This window comes from Kordiimonas sp. (assembly GCF_965216265.1).
In the GTDB taxonomy this organism is placed as follows: domain Bacteria; phylum Pseudomonadota; class Alphaproteobacteria; order Sphingomonadales; family Kordiimonadaceae; genus Kordiimonas.
Genome location: NZ_OZ244153.1, coordinates 3,945,029 through 3,964,672 on the forward strand (window position 1 = coordinate 3,945,029; position 19,644 = coordinate 3,964,672).

Genomic DNA, 19,644 nt, shown 5'->3' on the forward strand with positions numbered 1-19,644 from the left:
AGCATGGCTCGTATTCTCTTTCTCGCACACCGCATTCCTTATCCCCCCAATAAAGGGGACAAGATACGCTCCTGGCATTTTCTTGAGCATCTCGCAGCCTCCCATGATGTGCATCTGGGCTTTTATATTGATGACCCTCAGGACGAGAAGCATGTGGCCTTCCTTAAGGGGCAGGTGAAAAGCCTTTGCTTTGAGAGTGTCAGCAAAAGTCAGCAGAAGCTTATGGCGCTGCGAGGGCTCGTGACGGGGAAACCACTCACACTCTCCGCCTATCCGAAAGCAAAGTTGAAACGTTATGCCGAGAAGCTGATCACAGCGGGCGAGATCGATATAATCTTCCTGTTCTCTGGCGCGACGATGCAGTTGGTGGAGGGCGTGGGCAACATCCCTGTTGTGGCAGACCTTGTCGATGTAGATAGCGCCAAATGGGCGACATATGCGGGCGCGAAGCCTTGGCCTCTATCGTGGCTTTATCGTCGTGAGGCGAAGGTACTGGCCGCCTATGAGCTCGAGATTACTTTAGGATCCGCTGTAACCCTTTTTGTGAGCGACGATGAAGCGACACTTTTCAAAAAAGAGCTGGATATAGCGCTGCACCCCAAAGTCTATGGCGTGCCAAACGGCGTCAATCTTGTGCATTTCGACCCTGAGCGCTTTAGGCAAACCAGAGCAGATGGCGAAGAACCGCCTCTCAAAGTAATCTTTACTGGCGCGATGGACTATGCGCCCAACCTTGAGGCCGCAGAATGGTTCGTCCATAAGGTTTGGCCGAAGGTGAAGGCGGAGTGTCCTGAAGCTGAGTTTATTATTGCAGGCGGCCCGAAGACGCCGGAGGTTGCGGCCCTTGAACGCACTAGCGGCGTGAAAGCTCTTGGCTATGTGGACGATATGGCGGAAACGATAGCGGAAGCGGACGTGGTTGTAGCGCCGCTCCTTACTGCGCGCGGTATTCAGAACAAGGTTCTTGAAGGTATGGCCATGGCGAAACCGGTACTTGCCACGCCTGCCGCCCATGAAGGCATTGCGGCGACCGCCGGCGAACAGCTGGTCGTGGCGGCAGAGGCAAACAAGTTTTCGGAGGCGCTTACGGTGCTTCTAAGGGACAGGGTACGGCGGGAAGCCGTTGGCGCCGCAGCCCGTCAGTTTGTTGAGGACCACCACAGTTGGCAGAGCTGCCTGTCCAAGCTTGATGATATTATTAGCCGGGTATTGGGAGCACGGAGTTTATGACTACAGCAGCCTCGCTATACAGTCGGTATCAACGGCTTGGCTTTTTTGCTTTGGCTTTGGCGGGGCTTTTTGCTGGTTGGTGGGACACCGTCATCCATATCGCGACCATTGTTTGGCGTGATGATACCTATAGCCATGGGCTTCTGGTGCCGCCGATCACGCTCTGGCTTATCTGGCGCCGCGTCAGCGAGGGTGGAATGCCACCAGCGCGTCTTTTCCTGCCTGCATTTATACTGATTATGGGTGCCACGTTGCTCTGGATGCTGGGGCGCGCAATGGAAGCCGGGGTGCTGGAACATTTTGCGCTTGTTGGCGCGGTGCAGTCGCTGGTGCTGCTGGCGTTTGGCCCTGCGGTCTACCGGCAAATACTATTCCCCATGCTGTTCCTGTTTCTTGTTATCCCATTCGGCGGGGCGCTTGTTGGGCCGTTACAGAACATCACCGCTAAATCCGTAATCTGGGCACTTGGCATTCTGGGTGTGCCTTACCAGGCAGATGGCGTACTGATTGAGCTTTCAAGCGGGCTCTATGAGGTCGCACGTGCATGCGCGGGCATCAAGTTTCTGTTTACCAGCATGGTTTGCGGTGTGTTGTTGTGCCACTTGGCGCTTGCTTCGTGGTGGCGCAGGGCGGTCATGCTGGTGGTGGCTTTTCTTGTGCCTATCCTTGCCAATGCAATCCGTGTGCTTTCAACTTTGTTGATCGCGGAAGCGACGGATCAGAGTTTCGCGAAAGATGTTGATCATGTTGTCTATGGCTGGGGGTTCCTAAGCGTTGTTTTACTGATTCTGATCGGGATTGCGTATCGTTTCTCAGACCGGGAAGACTGGGGCAATGAGCCGGTAGGGGAAAGCCAGCCCAAGCAGGCAATGCCCATGCTCGGTGCAAATGGTTTAGTGGCGGTGACATTTGCCATGCTGTTGCCCATTCTCTCTGGTTTCTGGATGCATCAGCCCTCAGAAGTGGTGCAACAATGCAAAGTTGCAGACGTCCAGGTGCCAACGTGTGATGCATGTGGCTTCAGGCCGCTGCCGCGGTTTGATAACGTGGGGTATGTTGCCTATGAAGCTGCGGACGCTGAGTTTCTGCATCTATACCGGGCGGGTGGTAACCGTGTGACTGTTTATGGCGCGCTTTTCCAGCCTGATCGACCAGAGCACCGGGTTATTCAGGGGTTGGAAAAAGGCCTGCAGAACGACTGGGTGGTACTTACCGGTGCACCGACAAAAAATACTGCTGTTAACGGGCTACCATTCGAGGAGACTGTGCTCTGGCGGTCTGAGAGAAAAGTACTGTTGTGGCGCGCTTATTTTGCCTCAGGCTCCTTTCATGCTGGCTCGCTGCCAACCAAGCTCGCATTAGGCAAAGCGCGCCTGTTTGGCGGCGATGCCACTGCAGCGGCATTGATCTTCTCTGTGAACATGGATGACGGTATCGAGACTGCCCGTGAAAGGCTGACAAAATTTCTATCGACATTTTCGGCAGATCGGTTTTTATGGAGCCAGCTTAACGAGGCAGAGGGACACGCTATATGTGCGGAATAACGGGGGTGATGATTGCGGGAGACGGCCAGGTCGATCAGGCCAGCCTGCGCCACATGACCAACCTTATCGCGCACCGTGGCCCTGATGATGACGGGTTCTTTTTTGGTGCGGGTGTCGCCTTTGGCCATCGCAGGCTGTCAATTATTGATGCGGAAGGTGGCCATCAGCCCATGTTCAGCCCAGACGAGCGTGTGGTGCTGACCTATAACGGCGAGATATATAACTTCCAGCAGCTCCGGCGTGAGTTAGAGAACCTCGGTCATCGGTTCAAAACGAGCAGCGATACGGAAGTGTTGCTTACCAGCTATCTGGAGTGGGGCGCAGACTGTGTGAACCGTTTCCGTGGCATGTTTGCCTTTGCCGTTTGGGATACTCGTACACAGGAACTGTTCCTGGCGCGCGACCGGTTGGGCATCAAGCCACTATATTACAGCACGTTACCGGATGGCACGTTCATTTTCGCGTCTGAGCTTAAGTCACTTGTGGCTTACCCCGGCATTCGGAAGAAGCTTAGGATCGATGCGCTCGAAGATTATATGGCTCTTGGTTATGTGCCTGACCCCAAATCGATACTCGACGGGTTTGACAAGCTGCCGCCTGCACATACTTTGATAGTGAATAAAGTCACTGGCCAGCAGCGCATGCGTGCTTACTGGAATTTGGATGTTGTTACTCCCGCTGTTGGTGACGAGCAGCCCGGCGAGTTGATTGAGCGACTGGAGGAGGCTGTAAAGCTGCGCATGATCGCAGACGTGCCTCTCGGTTCCTTTCTCTCCGGTGGTATCGATTCAAGTACTGTTGTTGGCTTGATGAGTCGCAACAACCCTGACCCAATTGAAACATGCGCTATTGGTTCCGATGATCCGCTGTTTGATGAAAGTGGTCACGCACAGTTGGTATCAGACCATTTTGGCACGCACCACCGGCTTCGCCTTGCTTCCGCACGGGACGGGGAGCTGATTGATACGATGGCAGAGGTGTATGACGAGCCTTTTGCCGATATGTCGGCGCTGCCTACCTACAGGGTCTGCGCACTGGCGCGGGAGAAGGTTAAAGTTGCGCTTTCAGGTGATGGCGGCGATGAGCTTTTCGCCGGATATCGCCGTTACCGTTTCCATATGATGGAAGAGGAATTGCGCTCACGCGTGCCGCTCGCGATCCGGCGGCCGGTATTTGGTGCACTAGGCGCCATTTACCCGAAACTGGACCGTGCGCCGCAGTTCCTGCGCGCGAAATCTACCTTTGAGGCACTGGCACGTACCTCGGCTGAAGCTTATTGCCAATCTGTCAGCAAAACGCCGGATAGTGTGCGTCTGAGGCTCTATACCCAGAAGATGCACAACCGCCTGTTCGGATACCACCCGCACGACCGCTTCAAGAAGCTGGCGGCAGAAGTGCATGGGGCACATCCGCTTTCGGTTGTTCAGTATATAGATTTCAAGACCTACTTGCCGGGGGATATTCTGACCAAGGTAGACCGGGCGAGTATGGCACATTCGCTTGAGGTTCGCGTACCCCTTCTCGACCATAAGTTTGTTGAGTGGGGGCTTCGGCTGGACCCTGAAAGCCGGATTAGGGAAGGCGTTGGCAAGGCAGTGTTCAAGGACGCTGTGCGCGGCATACTTCCGGACGCTATTATCGATCGACCGAAAAAGGGCTTTGATATTCCGATGGCGAGCTGGCTGAGGGCTGAGCTTGCACCTGAGCTTGCCAAGCTGCAGCAGAGCGAGCGGCTTCTTGATCTGGGTGTATTTGACCGCAAGGCGCTTGGCAAACTTGTTGATGAGCATCTGACAGAGAAAAGGGACCACCATACCAGTCTGTGGTCCCTTATTATGCTTGATAAAAGCCTTGAGCGGCTGGATGTAAGCTACAGCTAGCCGCCTGGCCTTCCGGGTTCTTACATCCGGCTGTCGAGTGCGTAGCCCGCAGAGCGAACCGTGCGGATATAGTCGCTGGTGCTGTCAAAGTTCATGGCTTTACGCAAGCGACGAATGTGTACGTCTACAGTACGTGGTTCCACATAGACATCATGCCCCCAGACACTGTCGAGCAGTTGCTCACGTGAGAAAACGCGGCCCGGGTTTTCCATGAAGTGCCGGAGCAGTCGATATTCCGTTGGGCCAAGGTGCACGAGCGCATCACCGCGGGTAACCCGGTGGGACACATTATCAAGCACGATATCTTCAAAGCGAAGCTGTTGGCCAGCAAGGGCAGGGCGTACCCTACGGAGCACAGCCTGAATGCGCGCTATAAGTTCCTTTGGTGAGAACGGCTTGACGATGTAGTCGTCGGCACCGGTTTCAAGCCCGCGAATACGGTCAGGTTCATCCGCGCGCGCGGTCAGCATTATAATAGGAACGTTCGCTGTTTCAGTATTACGGCGAAGCTGGCGACAGATCTCAAGGCCGGAAAGGTTTGGCAGCATCCAGTCAAGCAGGATGATGTCTGGCGCTTCCTGTGTTGCGCGGTAAAGGCCATCTTCGCCATCGGCTACGGCCTCAACGGTATAGTCAGCACGTTCGAGGTTGTAACGCACAAGCTCGGTGATGCTCTCATCATCTTCGATCAATAAAACACGGGTTTTCACTGGGCTTTGCCTCCGATAACCAAACGTTATTTCTCTTCAACCAGCTCGGTGCTGGTGAAATCTTGTTTGGGGCGCCGGGCATCTTCGAGCATGATCCCGGTTATGGTGTAATAAACTTGTTCTGCGATATTGGTTGCCTGATCGCCGATACGTTCGAGGTTCTTTGCGATCATCAGGAAGTGCGTCAGCGCACCAATCTGGCTTGGGTTTTCCATCATACGTGCAAGGATTTGCCGGTAAGCAGCGTTGTGGAGGTTATCGAGCGCTTCGTCACGTTCCCAAACTTCCATCGCGGCTTCCGCATCGCGGTGCACAAAGCTGTCCATCACATCCTGGATCATACGACGGGCTTCGCCGCTCATCTGTTCCAGAAGAGGAGGCATGACAACAGGCGCCCCTTCCGTGACGGCAAGTGTGCGCTTGGCGATGTTTTTGGCATAGTCACCAATACGTTCGATAATGCCGGTCATCTTGAGAGCCGCAATTACCTCACGCAGGTCGTCTGCCACCGGTGCGCGGCGGGCGAAAACGCCAATAGCCGTACGCTCAGCTTGCAGCTCAAGCTGGTCGAGCGCTTTATCGCTGCTGCGCACATGCCATGCGCCGTCAACGTCACATTCCTTGAGTGCCTTCATCGCGGCAACGAGCTGTTCTTCTGCGAGGCCGCCCATGCGGCTCACAATACTGCGCAGCTCTTTCAGTTCGTCGTCGTAGGCTTTTACAATGTGGTCATTCATGTCAATTTGTCCTAACCGAAGCGGCCAGTAATATAGTCGCGGGTGCGCTCTTCTTTGGGCGCTGTGAATATTTGCGTTGTATCGCCGTGTTCCACAAGGTCACCCATGTGGAAGAAGGCGGTTTTCTGCGAGATGCGCGCCGCCTGCTGCATGCTGTGCGTCACGATGATAATGGCGTAGCGGCCCTTAAGTTCATCGATCAGGGCTTCTACTTTTGCAGTGGCGATCGGGTCGAGGGCAGAGCAAGGCTCATCCATCAGGATCACCTCAGGGTTCACAGCAATGGCGCGCGCAATACAAAGGCGCTGTTGCTGACCACCAGATAGTGCGGTACCCGGGCTATCAAGTCTGTCTTTTACCTCTGCCCACAACCCGGCTTTTTCGAGTGCCACGGCAACAATCTCATCAAGGTCGGCGCGTTCACGGGCGAGGCCATGGATACGAGGACCGTAGGCGATATTATCATAGATCGACTTCGGGAAAGGGTTCGGTTTCTGGAAAACCATGCCAACCCGGGCGCGTAGTTGCACCACATCGATCTGCGGATCGTAGATATCGTCTCCATCCAATGTGATTTTACCTTCAACCCGGCAGCTTGCTACCGTATCGTTCATCCGGTTCAAACAGCGCAGGAAGGTTGATTTTCCACAGCCAGAAGGGCCGATCAGCGCGGTGACCTCATCACGGTAGAGATCAAGAGAAATGCCTTTTACCGCGTGATTGTCAGCATAAAAAACATTCACGTCTTTAGCGGCCATTTTGGGCGTACGAGGTTCTGTCATTGCGTCCACTTTTGTTGCCATATCAAGCATCTTACCACTGCCGTTCAAATTTTTGACGGAGCCAGATAGCCACCCCGTTCATCGAAATAAGGAATGCCAGCAGCACCATAATAGCGGCTGACGTTTTTTCTACAAATGCCCGTTCAGGACTATCTGCCCAAAGGAAGATCTGAACCGGAAGCGCAGTCGCTGCGTCAGAGAATCCTCCTGGGATATCAACAATAAAGGCCACCATGCCAATCATCAGCAGTGGTGCTGTCTCACCAAGGGCCTGTGCCATACCAATAATCGTGCCTGTAAGGATGCCAGGCATCGCAAGCGGCACCACATGGTGGAAAACCACCTGCATGGGCGATGCGCCCAACCCGCGGGCTGCATCACGAATGGACGGAGGTACAGCCTTGATGGAGGCGCGGGAGGCGATAATGATGGTTGGTAGTGTCATAAGCGCCAGTGTCAGGCCACCAACGAGCGGGGCCGAGCGTGGCAGGTGCATGACACCCAGGAAAACCGCAAGCCCAAGCAGGCCAAACACAATTGAGGGCACGGCCGCCAGGTTGTTGATGTTGATCTCAATAATATCGGTGAGGCGGTTTTGCGGCGCAAACTCCTCAAGGTAAATTGCTGTAAGCACCCCAATAGGGAAGGCGATGAGTAGTGTTACGACCAAGGTTAAAGCTGAGCCCACGGTTGCGCCCCATATGCCTGCAAGCTCAGGATCGCGAGAATCGCCGTTCGTAAAGAAGGCAAAGTGGAAATTCAGCGATACGCGGTCTTCTTCAAAAAGTTTCTGATACCAGCCAAGCTCTTTGTCTTTCACCTTACGGTTACTTTCCGGCAGGCTGGCGTCGATTTTACCCTTGCGAAGCTGATCGATGTCATCGGCGGCAAGAATGCGCACACGCTTGGTCGAGCCTACAATCGCAGGCGTTTCAAGGACCATGTTGCGCAGTTGCTCGCGTGCGCCGCCGCTAATCATGCGGAGAAGGGCGCGGCGATCCCTGCGGCTCTCAACTTCGGGGAAATAATCTGTGAGCGAGGCGTCAATGACCCGGATCATATTGGCTTTTCGAACACTTTCTTCGAACGCTTTGGCATCCATGGCACGCGGGTCACCTAGAATTTCAGCGCTAAAGGTAATGTCGAGGTCGAGGCTTGTCTGCATGAAACCCATGGAGCCATCGCGCACAATTTTGCCGATAAGGAGAAACAGGAACATGGAAGCCATCGCGATGGCAAAAATGCCGAGATAACGGAAATTGCGGTCGCGGCGATAGCGGCGGCGAATACGCGCCTTCATCTCGGGCGATTTCCAGTTGGTTGGTTCAAACTCTGTGGCGTTAGACATAGATACCAGCCTTAATCATATGCTTCGCGGTACTTGCGTACGATGCGAAGTGCAAAAACATTGAGCGCCATGGTGGAAATAAAGAGCGCAAGACCAAGGGCGAAGGCCGACAGCGTTTTGGCGCTATCAAACTCCTGGTCGCCGGTCAGAAGTGCAACAATCTGTACGGTAACGGTGGTTACGGCCTCAAACGGGTTGGCGGTTAGGTTTGGCTGCATACCTGCGGCCATCACCACGATCATGGTTTCACCAACCGCGCGGCTTACAGCCAGGAGGAAAGCCCCCACGATACCCGGGAGCGCTGCAGGCAGCAGCACGTTCACGATTGTTTCAGAACGGGTTGCACCAAGAGCGAGCGAGCCGTCCTTGAGTGAGTTGGGAACCGCCGTAATTGCATCATCAGAAAGCGATGATACAAACGGGATAATCATGATGCCCATCACAAAGCCTGCTGCGAGCGCGCTTTCACTGGCAATTTCAACACCGATGAAATCGCCTGCGTCCCGGAAGAACGGAGCGACGGTGAGGGCGGCAAAGAAGCCGTATACAACAGTTGGCACACCAGCGAGTACTTCAAGGACTGGTTTCGCGATTTTGCGGACCCGAGAGCTTGCGTATTGTGTCAGATAGATTGCCGAAAAGAGACCGATGGGCCCGGCAACCATCATGGCAAGGAAGCTGATGAGAAGGGTGCCAGCAAACAGTGGTACCGCGCCAAACGCGCCCGCTGCGGCAACCTGGTCGGCGCGCAGGGCTGTTTGGGGGCTCCAGTGCAAGCCAAAGACAAAATCAACGACTGAGATTTCCTGAAAGAAGCGCAGGCTTTCAAACAGTAGCGAGGCAACGATTCCGATTGTGGTTACAATCGCGATCACAGAACTCAGCACCAGCATCACTGTCATCACACGCTCAAAAGAATTGCGCGCGCGGAAGTCTGGTGAAGTTTTGTTGGTCGCGAAGAAAATACCGATCAGGCCGAAGGCAACTGAAAGCGCAAACGCTGCCCATATACCCTTTAGGTACAAGGCGTGAAAGTGTTGGGCCGCGGCTAAAATGTCCGGGTTTTTCTCGTTGCCGCCTGAATTCTCAACAGCGAGCCGGATACGGTTCAAAATCAGGTTGGCTTGTTCTTGATACTGCGCCGCCAGATTGTCGGGCAGGCCTGAAATCATCAGGCCCTCAATGATATTTTTGCCAAAAATGACCCAGGCTAGAAAGACAGCCAAGCCAGGGATTAGCGCGCAAACAGCAGCATAGTAGCCATAATGCCGGGGAAGGCTGTGGAGTTTGGATGTATCGCCCGACACCGATGCAAGCGACCGCTGACGCACGGTAGCAAAGGCAATAATTGCCAGTAGAACGATGGTCAGGAAAATGGCGGCACTCGTCATCGTCATCAGCCTCTACTCGTGCCGCTAACTATATTCGGCACTGATTTGGTGGTTTGGGACGACAACAAGCTTAAGGGCTGTAACCGTCCCAAAGTGGATTTTTACCTTAGTCCAGAGAGAGGTTTGTCAGTGCTGCTGCATCATCAGCAAACTTTTGACGCTCTTCCTCTGAAAGCGGGATCAGGCCACGATCAGTGAGGTAGCCAAAGTCACCCCAAGCTTTGTCGCTTGTAAACTCGCCAAGATACTCACGGATACCCGGTACCACGTCAACATGCGCTTTCTTCACATAAAAGTAGAGTGAACGCGAGATTGAGTAGCTGCCTTCCGAGATGGCTTCGAATGTGGGTTCAACCGCATCGGCGCCTTCCCCCACAGGGTAGGCTTTGATGGCATCTGCGTTTTGGTCAAGGAAGCTGAAGCCAAATACACCGATTGCTTCGTTGTTAGCTTGCAGCTTTTGAACGATGAGGTTGTCGTTCTCGCCGGCTTCCACATAAGCACCGTCTTCGCGGATACCACGGCAATAAGCTTTGTATGCATTGCCGTCTGAAGATTTGAGGGCTTTCATGCCTTCGAAAGTCTTACACCCTGCTTCGATCGCCAACTCGTTGAACGCGTCACGCGTACCGGAGGTTGGGGGAGGACCGAGAACCACGATTGGCCGGTTTGGCAAGCTTGCGTTTACATCAGCCCATGTTTTGTATGGGTTGTCGATCATGTTGCCAGCGCCGCCTTCAGTGCCGGGCGCAGGTACCTTTGCAGCCAAGGCGAGGTAAAGTTCGCGTAGGGAGATCGTCATGTCAGGCGCGCTTTTGTCTGCTGCCAGAACGATACCGTCAAAACCGATCTTTACTTCTACGACGTTTGTAACGCCGTTTTTTGCGCAAAGGTCCACCTCAGACTGCTTGATACGACGTGAGGCGTTGGTGATGTCCGGGTGGTTAGTGCCGATGCCGGAGCAGAACAGTTTCAAACCGCCACCGGAACCTGTTGATTCGACGATGGGGGTTTTAAAGGTTGAAGTCCGCCCGAATTCTTCCGCCACAGCTGTGGAGAAGGGAAATACGGTCGAGGATCCAACGATACGGATCTGGTCCCGCGACTGGGCTTGAGCGCCCGAAGATGCAAAAAGGGCTGCCCCAGCAACGGCAGCCACAAAAGCGAATTTTTTCATGTCAGTTTCTCCAGGCCACATTCTCGCGGCAATAACTCTGGTTCCTGTGTTGCTGGACCACTCTAGCTCATGATTGTTTAGCTTTTATGCCAGCAGGCGTAGGCTTACGCGTGGAATGTTACAGGAAAATGACACTATGAATTTTCGTCTTTCTTTTGCGGTATAGGCAACTTGAAGCTGAAAACTGTACCCTTGCCAAGTTGACTTTTGATATCGAGCCCACTGTTGTGCCGGAGAAGGATATGTTTCACGATTGCTAATCCGAGACCGGTTCCCCCCATCTTGCGTGAACGCGCGGTGTCAACACGGTAGAAACGCTCCGTAAGACGTGCCAGATGTTCCTGTGCAATACCGGGGCCTTCGTCGGTGATCGATAGCAGGGCGTGCTTGCCCGTACGGCCCACTTCCGCTTTTACATGTACCTTGGTGTTAGGGTCAGAATATTTGGCGGCGTTCGTCAAAAGGTTAAGGAAAACCTGGGTTATTTGATCACTGTCGGCAACAACGTCCTGCACATTTTCTTCGTGCTCATAGGTAAACTCTACGCCTCGTTCAGCTGCGATTCCCTTGACGGAATTTATGACGCTTCCGACAAGTTTATTGATGTCAGTGACAGCATTTGGCGCCATATAGCGTGTCATCTCAATACGAGAGAGCGAGAGCAGGTCATCGATCAAACGGACCATACGCTCGGCTTCGGTTTGCATGATGCCAAGGAAGCGCTTGTGGGCATCCAAATCACCAACCGCAGGACCTCGAAGTGTTTCAATGAAGCCTAAAACGGAGGTGAGCGGGGTGCGAAGCTCATGGCTTGCGTTTGCAACAAAGTCTGCCCGCATGCGTTCGGTTCGTAACAAACTTGTCACTTCATAGAAATATACGATCGCACGCACGCCATCGTTCATTTTTTTGCCAGCCAGCACGGGGGCAACGGTTACATCGAAGCTGCGTTCCTTGCTAGTGGTGTAGCGGATAACGCCAAAGTCCCCAAAGCGGCCCTCAAGGATGTTATCCAGCGCTGTCACAAAGTTTGACTGGCGCAGGTAAAGAAACACCTCATTGCCATCAATATCAGTGCCCAACAGCTCCCGCGCAGATTCGTTTGCGAAGGCTATTTTCTTGTCCGCGTCTACTAGCAAGAGAGGGGAAGGCAGTCTGTCAAGCGCGCTGGCACCTAAAAGTACAGACGTTCCGGTCTTGGATTTTCGTTTCTCGCGGATCGCAGAACGGCGGTTTTCCAAGCGTTCCATGCGGCGCTTTATCTCAAGCTGTAACAAAAATGCGACAGCCACGGCGCCAACAAAAAAGGCACCAACAAACGTGACTTGTCCGACAGACCACATCAGCGCCAGTGTGAAGATTACAGCGGCGACAGTGGATCTCTCCGTCAGGAGGCCTTGATACTCTTTAAAGGGTTCGTTCATGGCTCTATCAGATTCCGTGCGGCTCGATGAAGTTCATCGAACTTCCGCGCCTGATGTTAAAAAGGACTTAACTCCTTTAAATTACAAGCGTTGCACTTTTGTGACATTTTTATTTCGTCGTGAAATGATGTTTTTTTACAAAATACACGAACGAAGGTGAATTATGGCCTAGACCGTATGCATTTTACCCTGTTAAACTATATTTAACTCTAGCGAATTAATGATTTAGACGCTACACGGTTGGGATTAGTCTTTGGAGGCCGCATCAAGTGGACGATCAAAAACAGGATACCAGTGATTTTATGGAGCGCCGCCGCCAGCTGTTGAAGCTTGGTGCTGCGGGCATGCCCATGATCCTGACGCTGAAAGCATCAGCCAACCAGACCATACACTCGGCCCTTGACTGTGTGTTTCAGCTTACCTCAGCCGTAAATATCCTTGTGAACCATGAGGGCAAGGTTTGGGTTGGTAGCAGCACGATCGATCAAGGTTCGGGCGGTAAGCTGAAGACAAGTGATATTACCAGCTTTAAAAGCAATGCGGATTTTGCCTTCCCAGCAGGCACAGCACCGGGCGATTATGTTCCCGATGAATGCCCTGATGACCCATGCGACGGTGACAGCAGTGGCGATTGGGATGATGACGACTGGTATTTCGGCGGTAGCGGGCGCGACCTGCTGCAGGAGCTGATGGATAGTGGCAGTATTTCGTCGTTCAGTGGCAAAGGCAAAGGCAAAGGCAAGAGCGACGACGACGACGATGACGACGGCTGTGGCAGCAGCGACGACGACGACGATGACGACGATGATTGGGATGATGATGACGGGGGCTCAAGCGGTTCCAGCAGCACTTGGACCGAGTGCGGTTACAATTATTACGAAATCACGGCCAACACCACAATTACCCCGCTCGATTATTTGAACGGTAATGGTGATTGGCAGATCAGTGGTACCAATGGTCTCTATATCGTGCTCGGCGCTAAATATCTGGATTACTACGGTAACGATGGTGGTTTCCCTGGTATATCGTGCTTGCACTCGATCCTGACCTATCTAGAGACATCATAAAGGCGCCCAATAGTCGATGCCGCAGGGCGACAAGATATATAATGATGACAGATGGCTTTGGTATGCTGACCAGAGCCATTTTTCTGTCGAGGCGCTGGGCGACATCAGTTATGTCTATTGCCGCCGGTCTGGCAGCACACATGTGTTCAACCTCGTTTCCATTGAAATGCTGCAATATCTCACTATCGCTCCGCGCCGTGTGTCTGAACTTGTTGAGGCCTTCCCTTCTATACTGGGTGTTTCACGCGAGGAATGCCCGCGCGGGTTTGTGAAACGCATCTTTGCGGAGCTGGATGACGCAGGCCTTTTGACAGCGCGCGCTGCTGGGGGCAAGCCATGAGCCTGACACCTCTCGAGGCGCTTGGGCGCGACAAGATCACTGCGGCATTGAAGGCGGGGCATTTGAACTTGCACCTCGGGCCTTTTGTCACATCCCTGAAGAGTCGAAGCGACCTTGTGGCGGATTTCCTTATGGATACCTACCGCGATTGCCCAGTGAGCGTGGACGCCGATGAACTGGTTGATTATGTGCTGTCTGTCGGGCCACCGAACAGGCTTCGGCGTTTTATTCGACCACAGGTATTGCCTGACCCCGGATTTTATTTCCCTGCCATCCCGCTGCCTGCACGCATGGCCGCTCTTGCGCTTGAAATGGGTATGAACCTGAGCGCGGCGTTGCAATGTTTTCGTTTCACCATGTTTCACGCCGGTGTGGTGGCAAAGGACGACAAAGCAATCATGATTGCAGCGAACTCCGGCGGCGGGAAAAGCACATTGACGGCTGCGATGATGGAACAGGGTTTTCGCTTGCTGTCAGATGAATTTGCAGTATTACGCCGCGATGGGCTGGGCTTGATGCCTTACCCGCGGCCGGTATCGCTCAAAAAAGCATCGGTAGATATTGTGCGGGCTTTTGCAGGCGATGACGCCGTTAGCCCCGCGCTTGAGGGCACACCGAAGGGCACTGTGGCATATAGGCGCGCGCGGGCAAGCGATATTGCCGCGATGGCGCAGCCAGCCGAGCCCAAGCTTATTGTCTTCCCGAAATTTGAGGCTGAAGCTGAAGCCTCGGTTGAGCCTGTTGAGCCTGCTGACGCACTGATGCGGCTGATAGCGGGTTCCCCCAACTATCAGGTGATTGGTGAAGACGCATTCCGCTCAACCTTGCAGATGATGCAGGGCGTGAAGTCGTTTGAAATCACCTATGGCAATACGGAAGACAGTATTCGTCTTGTTGAGAGCCTTTGGGCTGAGGCCGCGCCATGAAGCCTGCCTTCTTCAAAAGTGCTGTTGGGTTAAGGCCTTTTCCTGAGGAGCGGGGAGAGCTGAACGCTTTTGTGCGTTGGGCCGGACGCGGGCATATCATGGGGCAGGTTGCCGCTGCACACGAGGGTGAAGCCACAGGTAAGCTCAAAGACATTGTTGAAAACGCGCGCATCCGCAGCGCACATGACCGTCGCATGCTGGAGTTTGAAGCCGGGCGTATCCGTCGTGCGTTACTGGGCAGCGGTATTGAGCCGGTTATCCTCAAGGGCAGCGCTTATGTGGCCAAGGGCCTGAGAGCCGGACGAGGCAGGCGCGTGAGTGATATCGATATTCTGGTACCTGAAGTATATATCACGAAGGTGGAAGAATTGCTCACGGTTGCGGGCTGGCAGCCCGAGCTGACAACAGCCAGCAATTATGACCAGCAGTATTACCGCAAATGGATGCATGAACTGCCACCCATGCGCCACAGCAAGCGCCGCACGCTGGTTGATGTGCACCACAGGCTTTTGCCGCGCACGGCGCGTTTGCAGCCTGACCATCTGGCGATAGTTGATACCGCCGTGCCAATAGGCGAGATGGGCGTGAAAACCTTCGCGCCGCGTGACCTCTTCATCCACTCTGCCATCCATATCTTTGCAGACGGTGCGCTAGAGACCCCGGCGCGCAGCCTGATTGAGCTTTATTACCTGTTTGACGACCTAAACGCGGACGAGCGCCGCACGTTGGTACACCGCGCAGCGGAAGTAGGTGCCATAAAACCGGTGCGTGCGGCCCTTTGGGCGGTGGGTCGCTATTTTGATGATGCGCAGGCCCATGTTGTGCTGAAATCCATCGGGCCGTGGCGTATGGGGTTTGTGCTAAGGGCTTGTGTGAAAACACTGGTGGCTGAAAACGGCTTTGTACCGTTTGCCAAACTGGCGCTTTATATCCGTAGCCATTATATGCGCATGCCGCTTGGCCTGCTGATCAGCCACCTTTTCAAGAAAGCTACGCGGCGTAGCTGACAAGCTCCGGCAGCTCAGAGAGGCCGCTGATCACTCTGTCTGCCCCCAACTCATGCGGGGCGACGTCGGTATAGCCAAAATCAACCGCCACAGAGGGTGCTTTTGTAGCGCGCGCAGCAGCAATATCATTGATGCTGTCACCCACCATGAGGAAAGTACCATCGCCGTGCATTTGTGCCGCTGTTGCCAGCAGGTGCCTGGGGTCAGGTTTTTTAAACGCGAAGCTGTCTCCGCCTGTAACCGCATCAAAATAATGGTTGACCCTCAATGCCTTGAGGAGCGGTTCTGTTAGCGTCATCGGCTTGTTGGTGCATATGGCAAGCGAAAATCCTTTGGCTTTGAGCGTTTCGAGCATCTCAACGCCGCCTTCAAACACGTGGGTGTCATCGGCGATATGCGCGCGGTAATAGTCGAGAAACACAGGCAATAGTTCAGCTGGGTCATGATTTTCCATGCCCCCTGTGGCTTCAAGACCCAGTTCGATCAGGCGCTTGGCGCCGAAGCCCACCATGTGACGCACTTGTTCAAGCGTCACGTGCGGCCGGTTCACATGCGCGAGCACATGGTTTGTGGCGGCATATAGGTCTGGCGCGCTCTCGATAAGGGTACCGTCAAGGTCAAAAATGATCTTCTGGACATTAAAGATGCTCAAAATCTGATCCTAAATCTTTGGTGGAAATGCCTTAATCTTAAAATAGTGTGCCTGAAGCTACAGATTAGAAATGGGTGCGCGCAAGCTCTTTTAAAGGCTGCTATAAGGGCTGCACTGGTCCGAGACAGCGTTTTCGGGCATGATATGGGTTGCGCCCTTTTTGCACTCGTGGTTTATAGGGTCATTAAGTTGCGCAATAAGAGTTTCTTTTGAAACTTTTGGAAACATTAACAGGAATGATGCCGAGGTAAAGTGATGAGTGACTGGCGGCCAGACAGCTGGAAATCACGCCCTATTGTACAGGTGCCTGAATACCCAGACGTAGATGCAGTAAACCGTGTGCAGGACGAGCTTACAAGCTATCCGCCTTTGGTGTTTGCTGGTGAAGCCCGTAACCTGAAAGCCCAACTCGCTGATGTCGCGGAAGGCCGCGCCTTTCTGCTGCAGGGCGGTGACTGTGCAGAGAGCTTTGCTGAGTTTCACCCCAACAACATTCGCGACACGTTCCGCGTGTTGCTTCAAATGGCTGTGGTGATGACATTTGCGGCTTCTTGCCCTGTGGTGAAAGTGGGGCGCCTTGCGGGCCAGTTTGCCAAGCCGCGCTCTTCGAACACTGAGGTGCTGGACGGCGTTGAACTGCCGAGCTACCGCGGCGATATCATCAACGGCCCGAATTTTGACGCTGAAAGCCGGGTGCCGGATCCCGGGCGCATGCTGAAGGCATATAGCCAGTCAGCCGCGACACTGAACCTTCTGCGTGCTTTTGCGCAAGGCGGGTATGCGAACCTGATGTCGGTGCACCGCTGGAACCTGGATTTTGTGTCCAAAAGTGGTGCGGGTGAAAAATACCGCGAACTGGCAGACCGGATCGGTGAAGCGCTTGCGTTCATGCAGGCCTGCGGTATCGACCCTGACAGCGTGCATCAGTTGCAAGGCACAGATTTTTATACAAGCCATGAAGCGCTTCTTCTTGGCTACGAACAAGCGCTCACCCGTGTGGATAGCACCACGGGCGACTGGTACGACACATCTGCACACCTTCTGTGGGTGGGTGACCGCACCCGCCAACTTGATGGCGCGCATCTTGAGTTTCTCTCCGGCATCGGTAACCCGGTTGCGGCCAAGGTGGGCCCAACGACCGAGATTGACGGCCTGTTGAAGCTTATTGATAAGCTGAACCCGAAAAACGAAGCTGGTCGTCTGACCCTCATCACCCGCTTTGGCGCTGATAAGGTTGAAGAACACCTGCCGCGCCTGTTGCGAGCCGTTAAGGCTGAAGGGCGCAAGGTTGTGTGGTCATGCGATCCAATGCACGGCAATACACAAACCTCGCAAAGCGGCCTCAAGACCCGGCCATTTGACCGGGTGCTCAAGGAAGTGAAGCAGGTATTTGCTTGCCACAGGTCTGAAGGCACTTACGCGGGCGGTATTCACCTTGAGCTGACCGGCCAGAATGTGACCGAATGTATCGGCGGCGCGGTAGCGATCACGGAAGAGGGGCTTTCAAGCCGCTACCACACACACTGTGACCCACGCCTCAATGCTAGCCAGTCGATCGAGATGGCCTTCCAGCTCGCTGAAGCGCTGAAGGAAGAACGTCTCGCGATGGCGGAAACTGCCGCAGCATAAACGACACATTTATATGTGGTTTAAAGGGCGGCCAACTGGTCGCCTTTTTCTTGTCTTGTTCATATTCGCCAATAAGGGTAAAAGCGCCCCATGAATAGAGCTTTGTCCATATATCTTGCGCAGTTGAACGCAACGGTTGGTGCGATTGAGTTGAATGCCGATCGCATCGCTGAAGCCTATCGTGGCGGCGCGGCGGCGGGGGCTGACCTCGTGCTGACGCCTGAGCTTTCGCTGACCGGCTATCCGCTTGAAGATTTGGTGCTCAAGCCTTTCTTCGTGCGACGTGCGATGGAAATGGTTGAGACGCTTGCGGCGCTCACAAAAGGCACAGGTAAGCCTGGGTTGATTGTTGGTGCACCTTGGTATGAGGGTAAAGCGCTGCATAACGCCGTTTTCCTTTTGGAAGACGGGGAGATCAAAGCCATCCGCTTCAAGCGCGAGCTACCAAACTATGGTGTGTTCGATGAAAAGCGCGTGTTTGCACCGGGGGATACAACGGCCCCAATCGAGTTTCGTGGCGTCAGCCTTGGTGTCCTCATCTGTGAAGATATGTGGTTCCCGAACTGCGCCGAAACTTTAAAGGCGCAGGGCGCAGAAATACTGCTTGTGCCCACCTGCAGCCCGTTCGAGCTTGATAAACACCCTGAGCGCAAAGTCCACGCCCGGAACCGGGTGGATGAAACCGGTTTGCCGCTTGTATTCTGCAACGAGGTTTGCGGGCAGGACGAACTGGTGTTCGAAGGTGCAAGCTTTGTCATGAATGCGAATGGCGATGTACCGGTGCAAATGGATGCCTGGGCTGAGCAGGAACTGATGACCGTTTGGAACCGCACCGGTGACATTTTCGAGTGCGTGACGGCGTTTGAGGGTTATGTCCCTGACCGCATGGAAACCATGTATCAGGCGATGATCCTTGGCCTGAAGGACTATGTGAACAAGAACCGCTTTCCGGGCGTTATCCTTGGCCTGTCTGGTGGCATTGATAGTGCACTGTCTGCCGCTGTGGCGGTTGACGCGCTTGGAGCTGACCGGGTGCACTGTGTGATGATGCCGTCACGTTATACGTCTGGCGAGAGTGTAGGCGACGCCGAGAAATGCGCGCAGGCGCTTGGCGTTAAGTATGACACAATTGCCATCAAGCCTGGCGTTGATGCGTTCGATGACATGCTTTCAGACGCGTTTAAAAACACATCGCCAGACACAACGGAAGAGAACATCCAGTCCCGCCTGCGGGGGCTTCTCCTTATGTCGCTTTCCAACAAGTTTGGCCATATGGTGCTGACGACAGGCAACAAGTCAGAAGTGTCTGTGGGTTATGCCACACTGTACGGTGATATGTGTGGCGGGTATAACGCGCTCAAGGACGTTTATAAAACAGATGTATTTGCGCTTTCACACTGGCGAAATGTGAACGTTCCTAAAGGCGCACTGGGTCCATCTGGTGAGGTGATACCGGAAAATATCATCACCAAACCGCCAACAGCAGAGCTCAGGGACGACCAGAAAGACGAAGACAGTCTACCGCCATACGACGCCCTTGACGATATGCTCAGGTGTCTGGTGGACGAAGAGATGTCTGTCGCGGAAGTGGTGGAACGAGGGCATGATGCGGCGGATGTCGCGCGTATCGAGCACCTTTTGTACATCGCCGAGTATAAAAGGCGGCAAGCCCCACCGGGTGTGAAGATCACGCGCAAGAATTTTGGCCGTGATAGGCGGTATCCTATCACTAACGGCTTCAGGAGTGCGAAGAGGGGCTAAATATTGCCATTCTTCTTTGAATAAATCTATATATAGTAA

17 protein-coding genes are annotated in these 19,644 nt (G+C 53.9%); 9 read left to right on the forward strand and 8 right to left on the reverse strand.

Annotation, left to right across the window (positions count from 1 at the left end; all coding sequences use genetic code 11):
- The first annotated feature begins 3 nt into the window (after positions 1-3).
- Genes ACOOGA_RS18295 through ACOOGA_RS18305 form a run of 3 tightly spaced genes read left to right on the forward strand, consistent with a single transcriptional unit; the run spans position 4 to position 4,654 of the window.
- Positions 4-1,230, forward strand: coding sequence for a TIGR03087 family PEP-CTERM/XrtA system glycosyltransferase (locus ACOOGA_RS18295; RefSeq protein ID WP_420429176.1), 1,227 nt, complete (start codon positions 4-6; stop codon positions 1,228-1,230).
- Positions 1,227-2,774 (forward strand): exosortase A, encoded by a 1,548-nt coding sequence (xrtA, locus tag ACOOGA_RS18300; protein WP_420429178.1) that lies wholly within the window; start codon positions 1,227-1,229, stop codon positions 2,772-2,774. Before ACOOGA_RS18295 ends, xrtA begins: the two co-directional genes overlap by 4 nt.
- On the forward strand, positions 2,762-4,654 hold the full coding sequence (locus ACOOGA_RS18305; protein ID WP_420429180.1) for an XrtA/PEP-CTERM system amidotransferase: 1,893 nt from the start codon (positions 2,762-2,764) through the stop codon (positions 4,652-4,654). The genes xrtA and ACOOGA_RS18305 overlap by 13 nt, the downstream gene beginning before the upstream one ends.
- 20 nt (positions 4,655-4,674) lie before the next feature.
- Here the strand turns inward: ACOOGA_RS18305 and phoB are convergent, their stop codons facing one another.
- The 7 genes from phoB to ACOOGA_RS18340 all read right to left on the reverse strand — a co-directional run bounded on the left by phoB (position 4,675) and on the right by ACOOGA_RS18340 (position 12,223).
- On the reverse strand, positions 4,675-5,364 hold the full coding sequence (phoB, locus tag ACOOGA_RS18310; RefSeq protein ID WP_417461820.1) for a phosphate regulon transcriptional regulator PhoB: 690 nt from the start codon (positions 5,362-5,364) through the stop codon (positions 4,675-4,677).
- Positions 5,365-5,390: 26 nt separating this feature from the next.
- Positions 5,391-6,101, reverse strand: a complete 711-nt coding sequence (gene phoU, locus ACOOGA_RS18315; RefSeq protein WP_417461819.1) for a phosphate signaling complex protein PhoU — start codon at positions 6,099-6,101, stop codon at positions 5,391-5,393.
- Positions 6,102-6,112: 11 nt separating this feature from the next.
- The gene (gene pstB, locus ACOOGA_RS18320) at positions 6,113-6,913 is read right to left on the reverse strand and encodes a phosphate ABC transporter ATP-binding protein PstB (protein ID WP_417461818.1); all 801 of its coding nucleotides are present in this window, start codon (positions 6,911-6,913) and stop codon (positions 6,113-6,115) included.
- Between the two features lies 1 nt (position 6,914).
- Positions 6,915-8,231 (reverse strand): phosphate ABC transporter permease PstA, encoded by a 1,317-nt coding sequence (pstA, locus tag ACOOGA_RS18325; protein WP_417461817.1) that lies wholly within the window; start codon positions 8,229-8,231, stop codon positions 6,915-6,917.
- 11 nt (positions 8,232-8,242) lie between these two features.
- The gene (pstC, locus tag ACOOGA_RS18330) at positions 8,243-9,622 is read right to left on the reverse strand and encodes a phosphate ABC transporter permease subunit PstC (RefSeq protein WP_417462115.1); all 1,380 of its coding nucleotides are present in this window, start codon (positions 9,620-9,622) and stop codon (positions 8,243-8,245) included.
- Between the two features lie 106 nt (positions 9,623-9,728).
- On the reverse strand, positions 9,729-10,799 hold the full coding sequence (locus ACOOGA_RS18335; RefSeq protein ID WP_417461816.1) for a substrate-binding domain-containing protein: 1,071 nt from the start codon (positions 10,797-10,799) through the stop codon (positions 9,729-9,731).
- Between the two features lie 134 nt (positions 10,800-10,933).
- Positions 10,934-12,223 (reverse strand): sensor histidine kinase, encoded by a 1,290-nt coding sequence (locus tag ACOOGA_RS18340; RefSeq protein WP_420429182.1) that lies wholly within the window; start codon positions 12,221-12,223, stop codon positions 10,934-10,936.
- A 269-nt stretch (positions 12,224-12,492) separates the two neighbouring features.
- Between ACOOGA_RS18340 and ACOOGA_RS18345 the strand changes: the two genes are divergently transcribed.
- From ACOOGA_RS18345 to ACOOGA_RS18360, 4 genes are read left to right on the forward strand one after another with little or no spacing between them, the layout of a single operon-like run.
- A complete protein-coding gene (locus ACOOGA_RS18345; RefSeq protein ID WP_420429184.1) occupies positions 12,493-13,290 on the forward strand; it encodes a hypothetical protein in 798 nt (265 codons plus the stop codon).
- A gap of 16 nt (positions 13,291-13,306) precedes the next feature.
- Positions 13,307-13,630 (forward strand): HPr-rel-A system PqqD family peptide chaperone, encoded by a 324-nt coding sequence (locus ACOOGA_RS18350; protein ID WP_417461814.1) that lies wholly within the window; start codon positions 13,307-13,309, stop codon positions 13,628-13,630.
- Positions 13,627-14,556 carry an HprK-related kinase A gene (locus ACOOGA_RS18355; RefSeq protein ID WP_417461813.1) on the forward strand — a complete coding sequence of 310 codons (930 nt, stop codon included), beginning with the start codon at positions 13,627-13,629 and terminating at the stop codon, positions 14,554-14,556. The genes ACOOGA_RS18350 and ACOOGA_RS18355 overlap by 4 nt, the downstream gene beginning before the upstream one ends.
- Positions 14,553-15,563 carry a nucleotidyltransferase family protein gene (locus tag ACOOGA_RS18360; protein WP_417461812.1) on the forward strand — a complete coding sequence of 337 codons (1,011 nt, stop codon included), beginning with the start codon at positions 14,553-14,555 and terminating at the stop codon, positions 15,561-15,563. The genes ACOOGA_RS18355 and ACOOGA_RS18360 overlap by 4 nt, the downstream gene beginning before the upstream one ends.
- Here the strand turns inward: ACOOGA_RS18360 and gph are convergent.
- On the reverse strand, positions 15,547-16,215 hold the full coding sequence (gene gph, locus ACOOGA_RS18365; protein WP_417461811.1) for a phosphoglycolate phosphatase: 669 nt from the start codon (positions 16,213-16,215) through the stop codon (positions 15,547-15,549). The two genes, ACOOGA_RS18360 and gph, sit on opposite strands and share 17 nt — an antisense overlap.
- A gap of 255 nt (positions 16,216-16,470) precedes the next feature.
- Between gph and ACOOGA_RS18370 the strand changes: the two genes are divergently transcribed.
- Both ACOOGA_RS18370 and ACOOGA_RS18375 read left to right on the forward strand, forming a co-directional pair.
- Positions 16,471-17,844: a class II 3-deoxy-7-phosphoheptulonate synthase gene (locus tag ACOOGA_RS18370; protein WP_417461810.1), complete on the forward strand. Its 1,374-nt coding sequence runs from the start codon at positions 16,471-16,473 to the stop codon at positions 17,842-17,844.
- Between the two features lie 90 nt (positions 17,845-17,934).
- Positions 17,935-19,605 (forward strand): NAD+ synthase, encoded by a 1,671-nt coding sequence (locus tag ACOOGA_RS18375; protein ID WP_417461809.1) that lies wholly within the window; start codon positions 17,935-17,937, stop codon positions 19,603-19,605.
- Positions 19,606-19,644: the final 39 nt, after the last annotated feature.

Bases quoted from the DNA above. Each gene is read 5' to 3' on its own strand.
- xrtA (WP_420429178.1), top strand. From the start codon at position 1,227: ATGACTACAGCAGCCTCGCTATACAGTCGGTATCAACGGCTTGGCTTT.
- pstC (WP_417462115.1), bottom strand. From the start codon at position 9,622: ATGACGAGTGCCGCCATTTTCCTGACCATCGTTCTACTGGCAATTATT.
- ACOOGA_RS18360 (WP_417461812.1), top strand. From the start codon at position 14,553: ATGAAGCCTGCCTTCTTCAAAAGTGCTGTTGGGTTAAGGCCTTTTCCT.
- pstA (WP_417461817.1), bottom strand. From the start codon at position 8,231: ATGTCTAACGCCACAGAGTTTGAACCAACCAACTGGAAATCGCCCGAG.
- ACOOGA_RS18305 (WP_420429180.1), top strand. From the start codon at position 2,762: ATGTGCGGAATAACGGGGGTGATGATTGCGGGAGACGGCCAGGTCGAT.
- ACOOGA_RS18340 (WP_420429182.1), bottom strand. From the start codon at position 12,223: ATGAACGAACCCTTTAAAGAGTATCAAGGCCTCCTGACGGAGAGATCC.
- pstB (WP_417461818.1), bottom strand. From the start codon at position 6,913: ATGCTTGATATGGCAACAAAAGTGGACGCAATGACAGAACCTCGTACG.
- ACOOGA_RS18375 (WP_417461809.1), top strand. From the start codon at position 17,935: ATGAATAGAGCTTTGTCCATATATCTTGCGCAGTTGAACGCAACGGTT.
- ACOOGA_RS18335 (WP_417461816.1), bottom strand. From the start codon at position 10,799: ATGAAAAAATTCGCTTTTGTGGCTGCCGTTGCTGGGGCAGCCCTTTTT.
- phoU (WP_417461819.1), bottom strand. From the start codon at position 6,101: ATGAATGACCACATTGTAAAAGCCTACGACGACGAACTGAAAGAGCTG.
- ACOOGA_RS18350 (WP_417461814.1), top strand. From the start codon at position 13,307: ATGCCGCAGGGCGACAAGATATATAATGATGACAGATGGCTTTGGTAT.
- ACOOGA_RS18370 (WP_417461810.1), top strand. From the start codon at position 16,471: ATGAGTGACTGGCGGCCAGACAGCTGGAAATCACGCCCTATTGTACAG.
- ACOOGA_RS18295 (WP_420429176.1), top strand. From the start codon at position 4: ATGGCTCGTATTCTCTTTCTCGCACACCGCATTCCTTATCCCCCCAAT.
- ACOOGA_RS18355 (WP_417461813.1), top strand. From the start codon at position 13,627: ATGAGCCTGACACCTCTCGAGGCGCTTGGGCGCGACAAGATCACTGCG.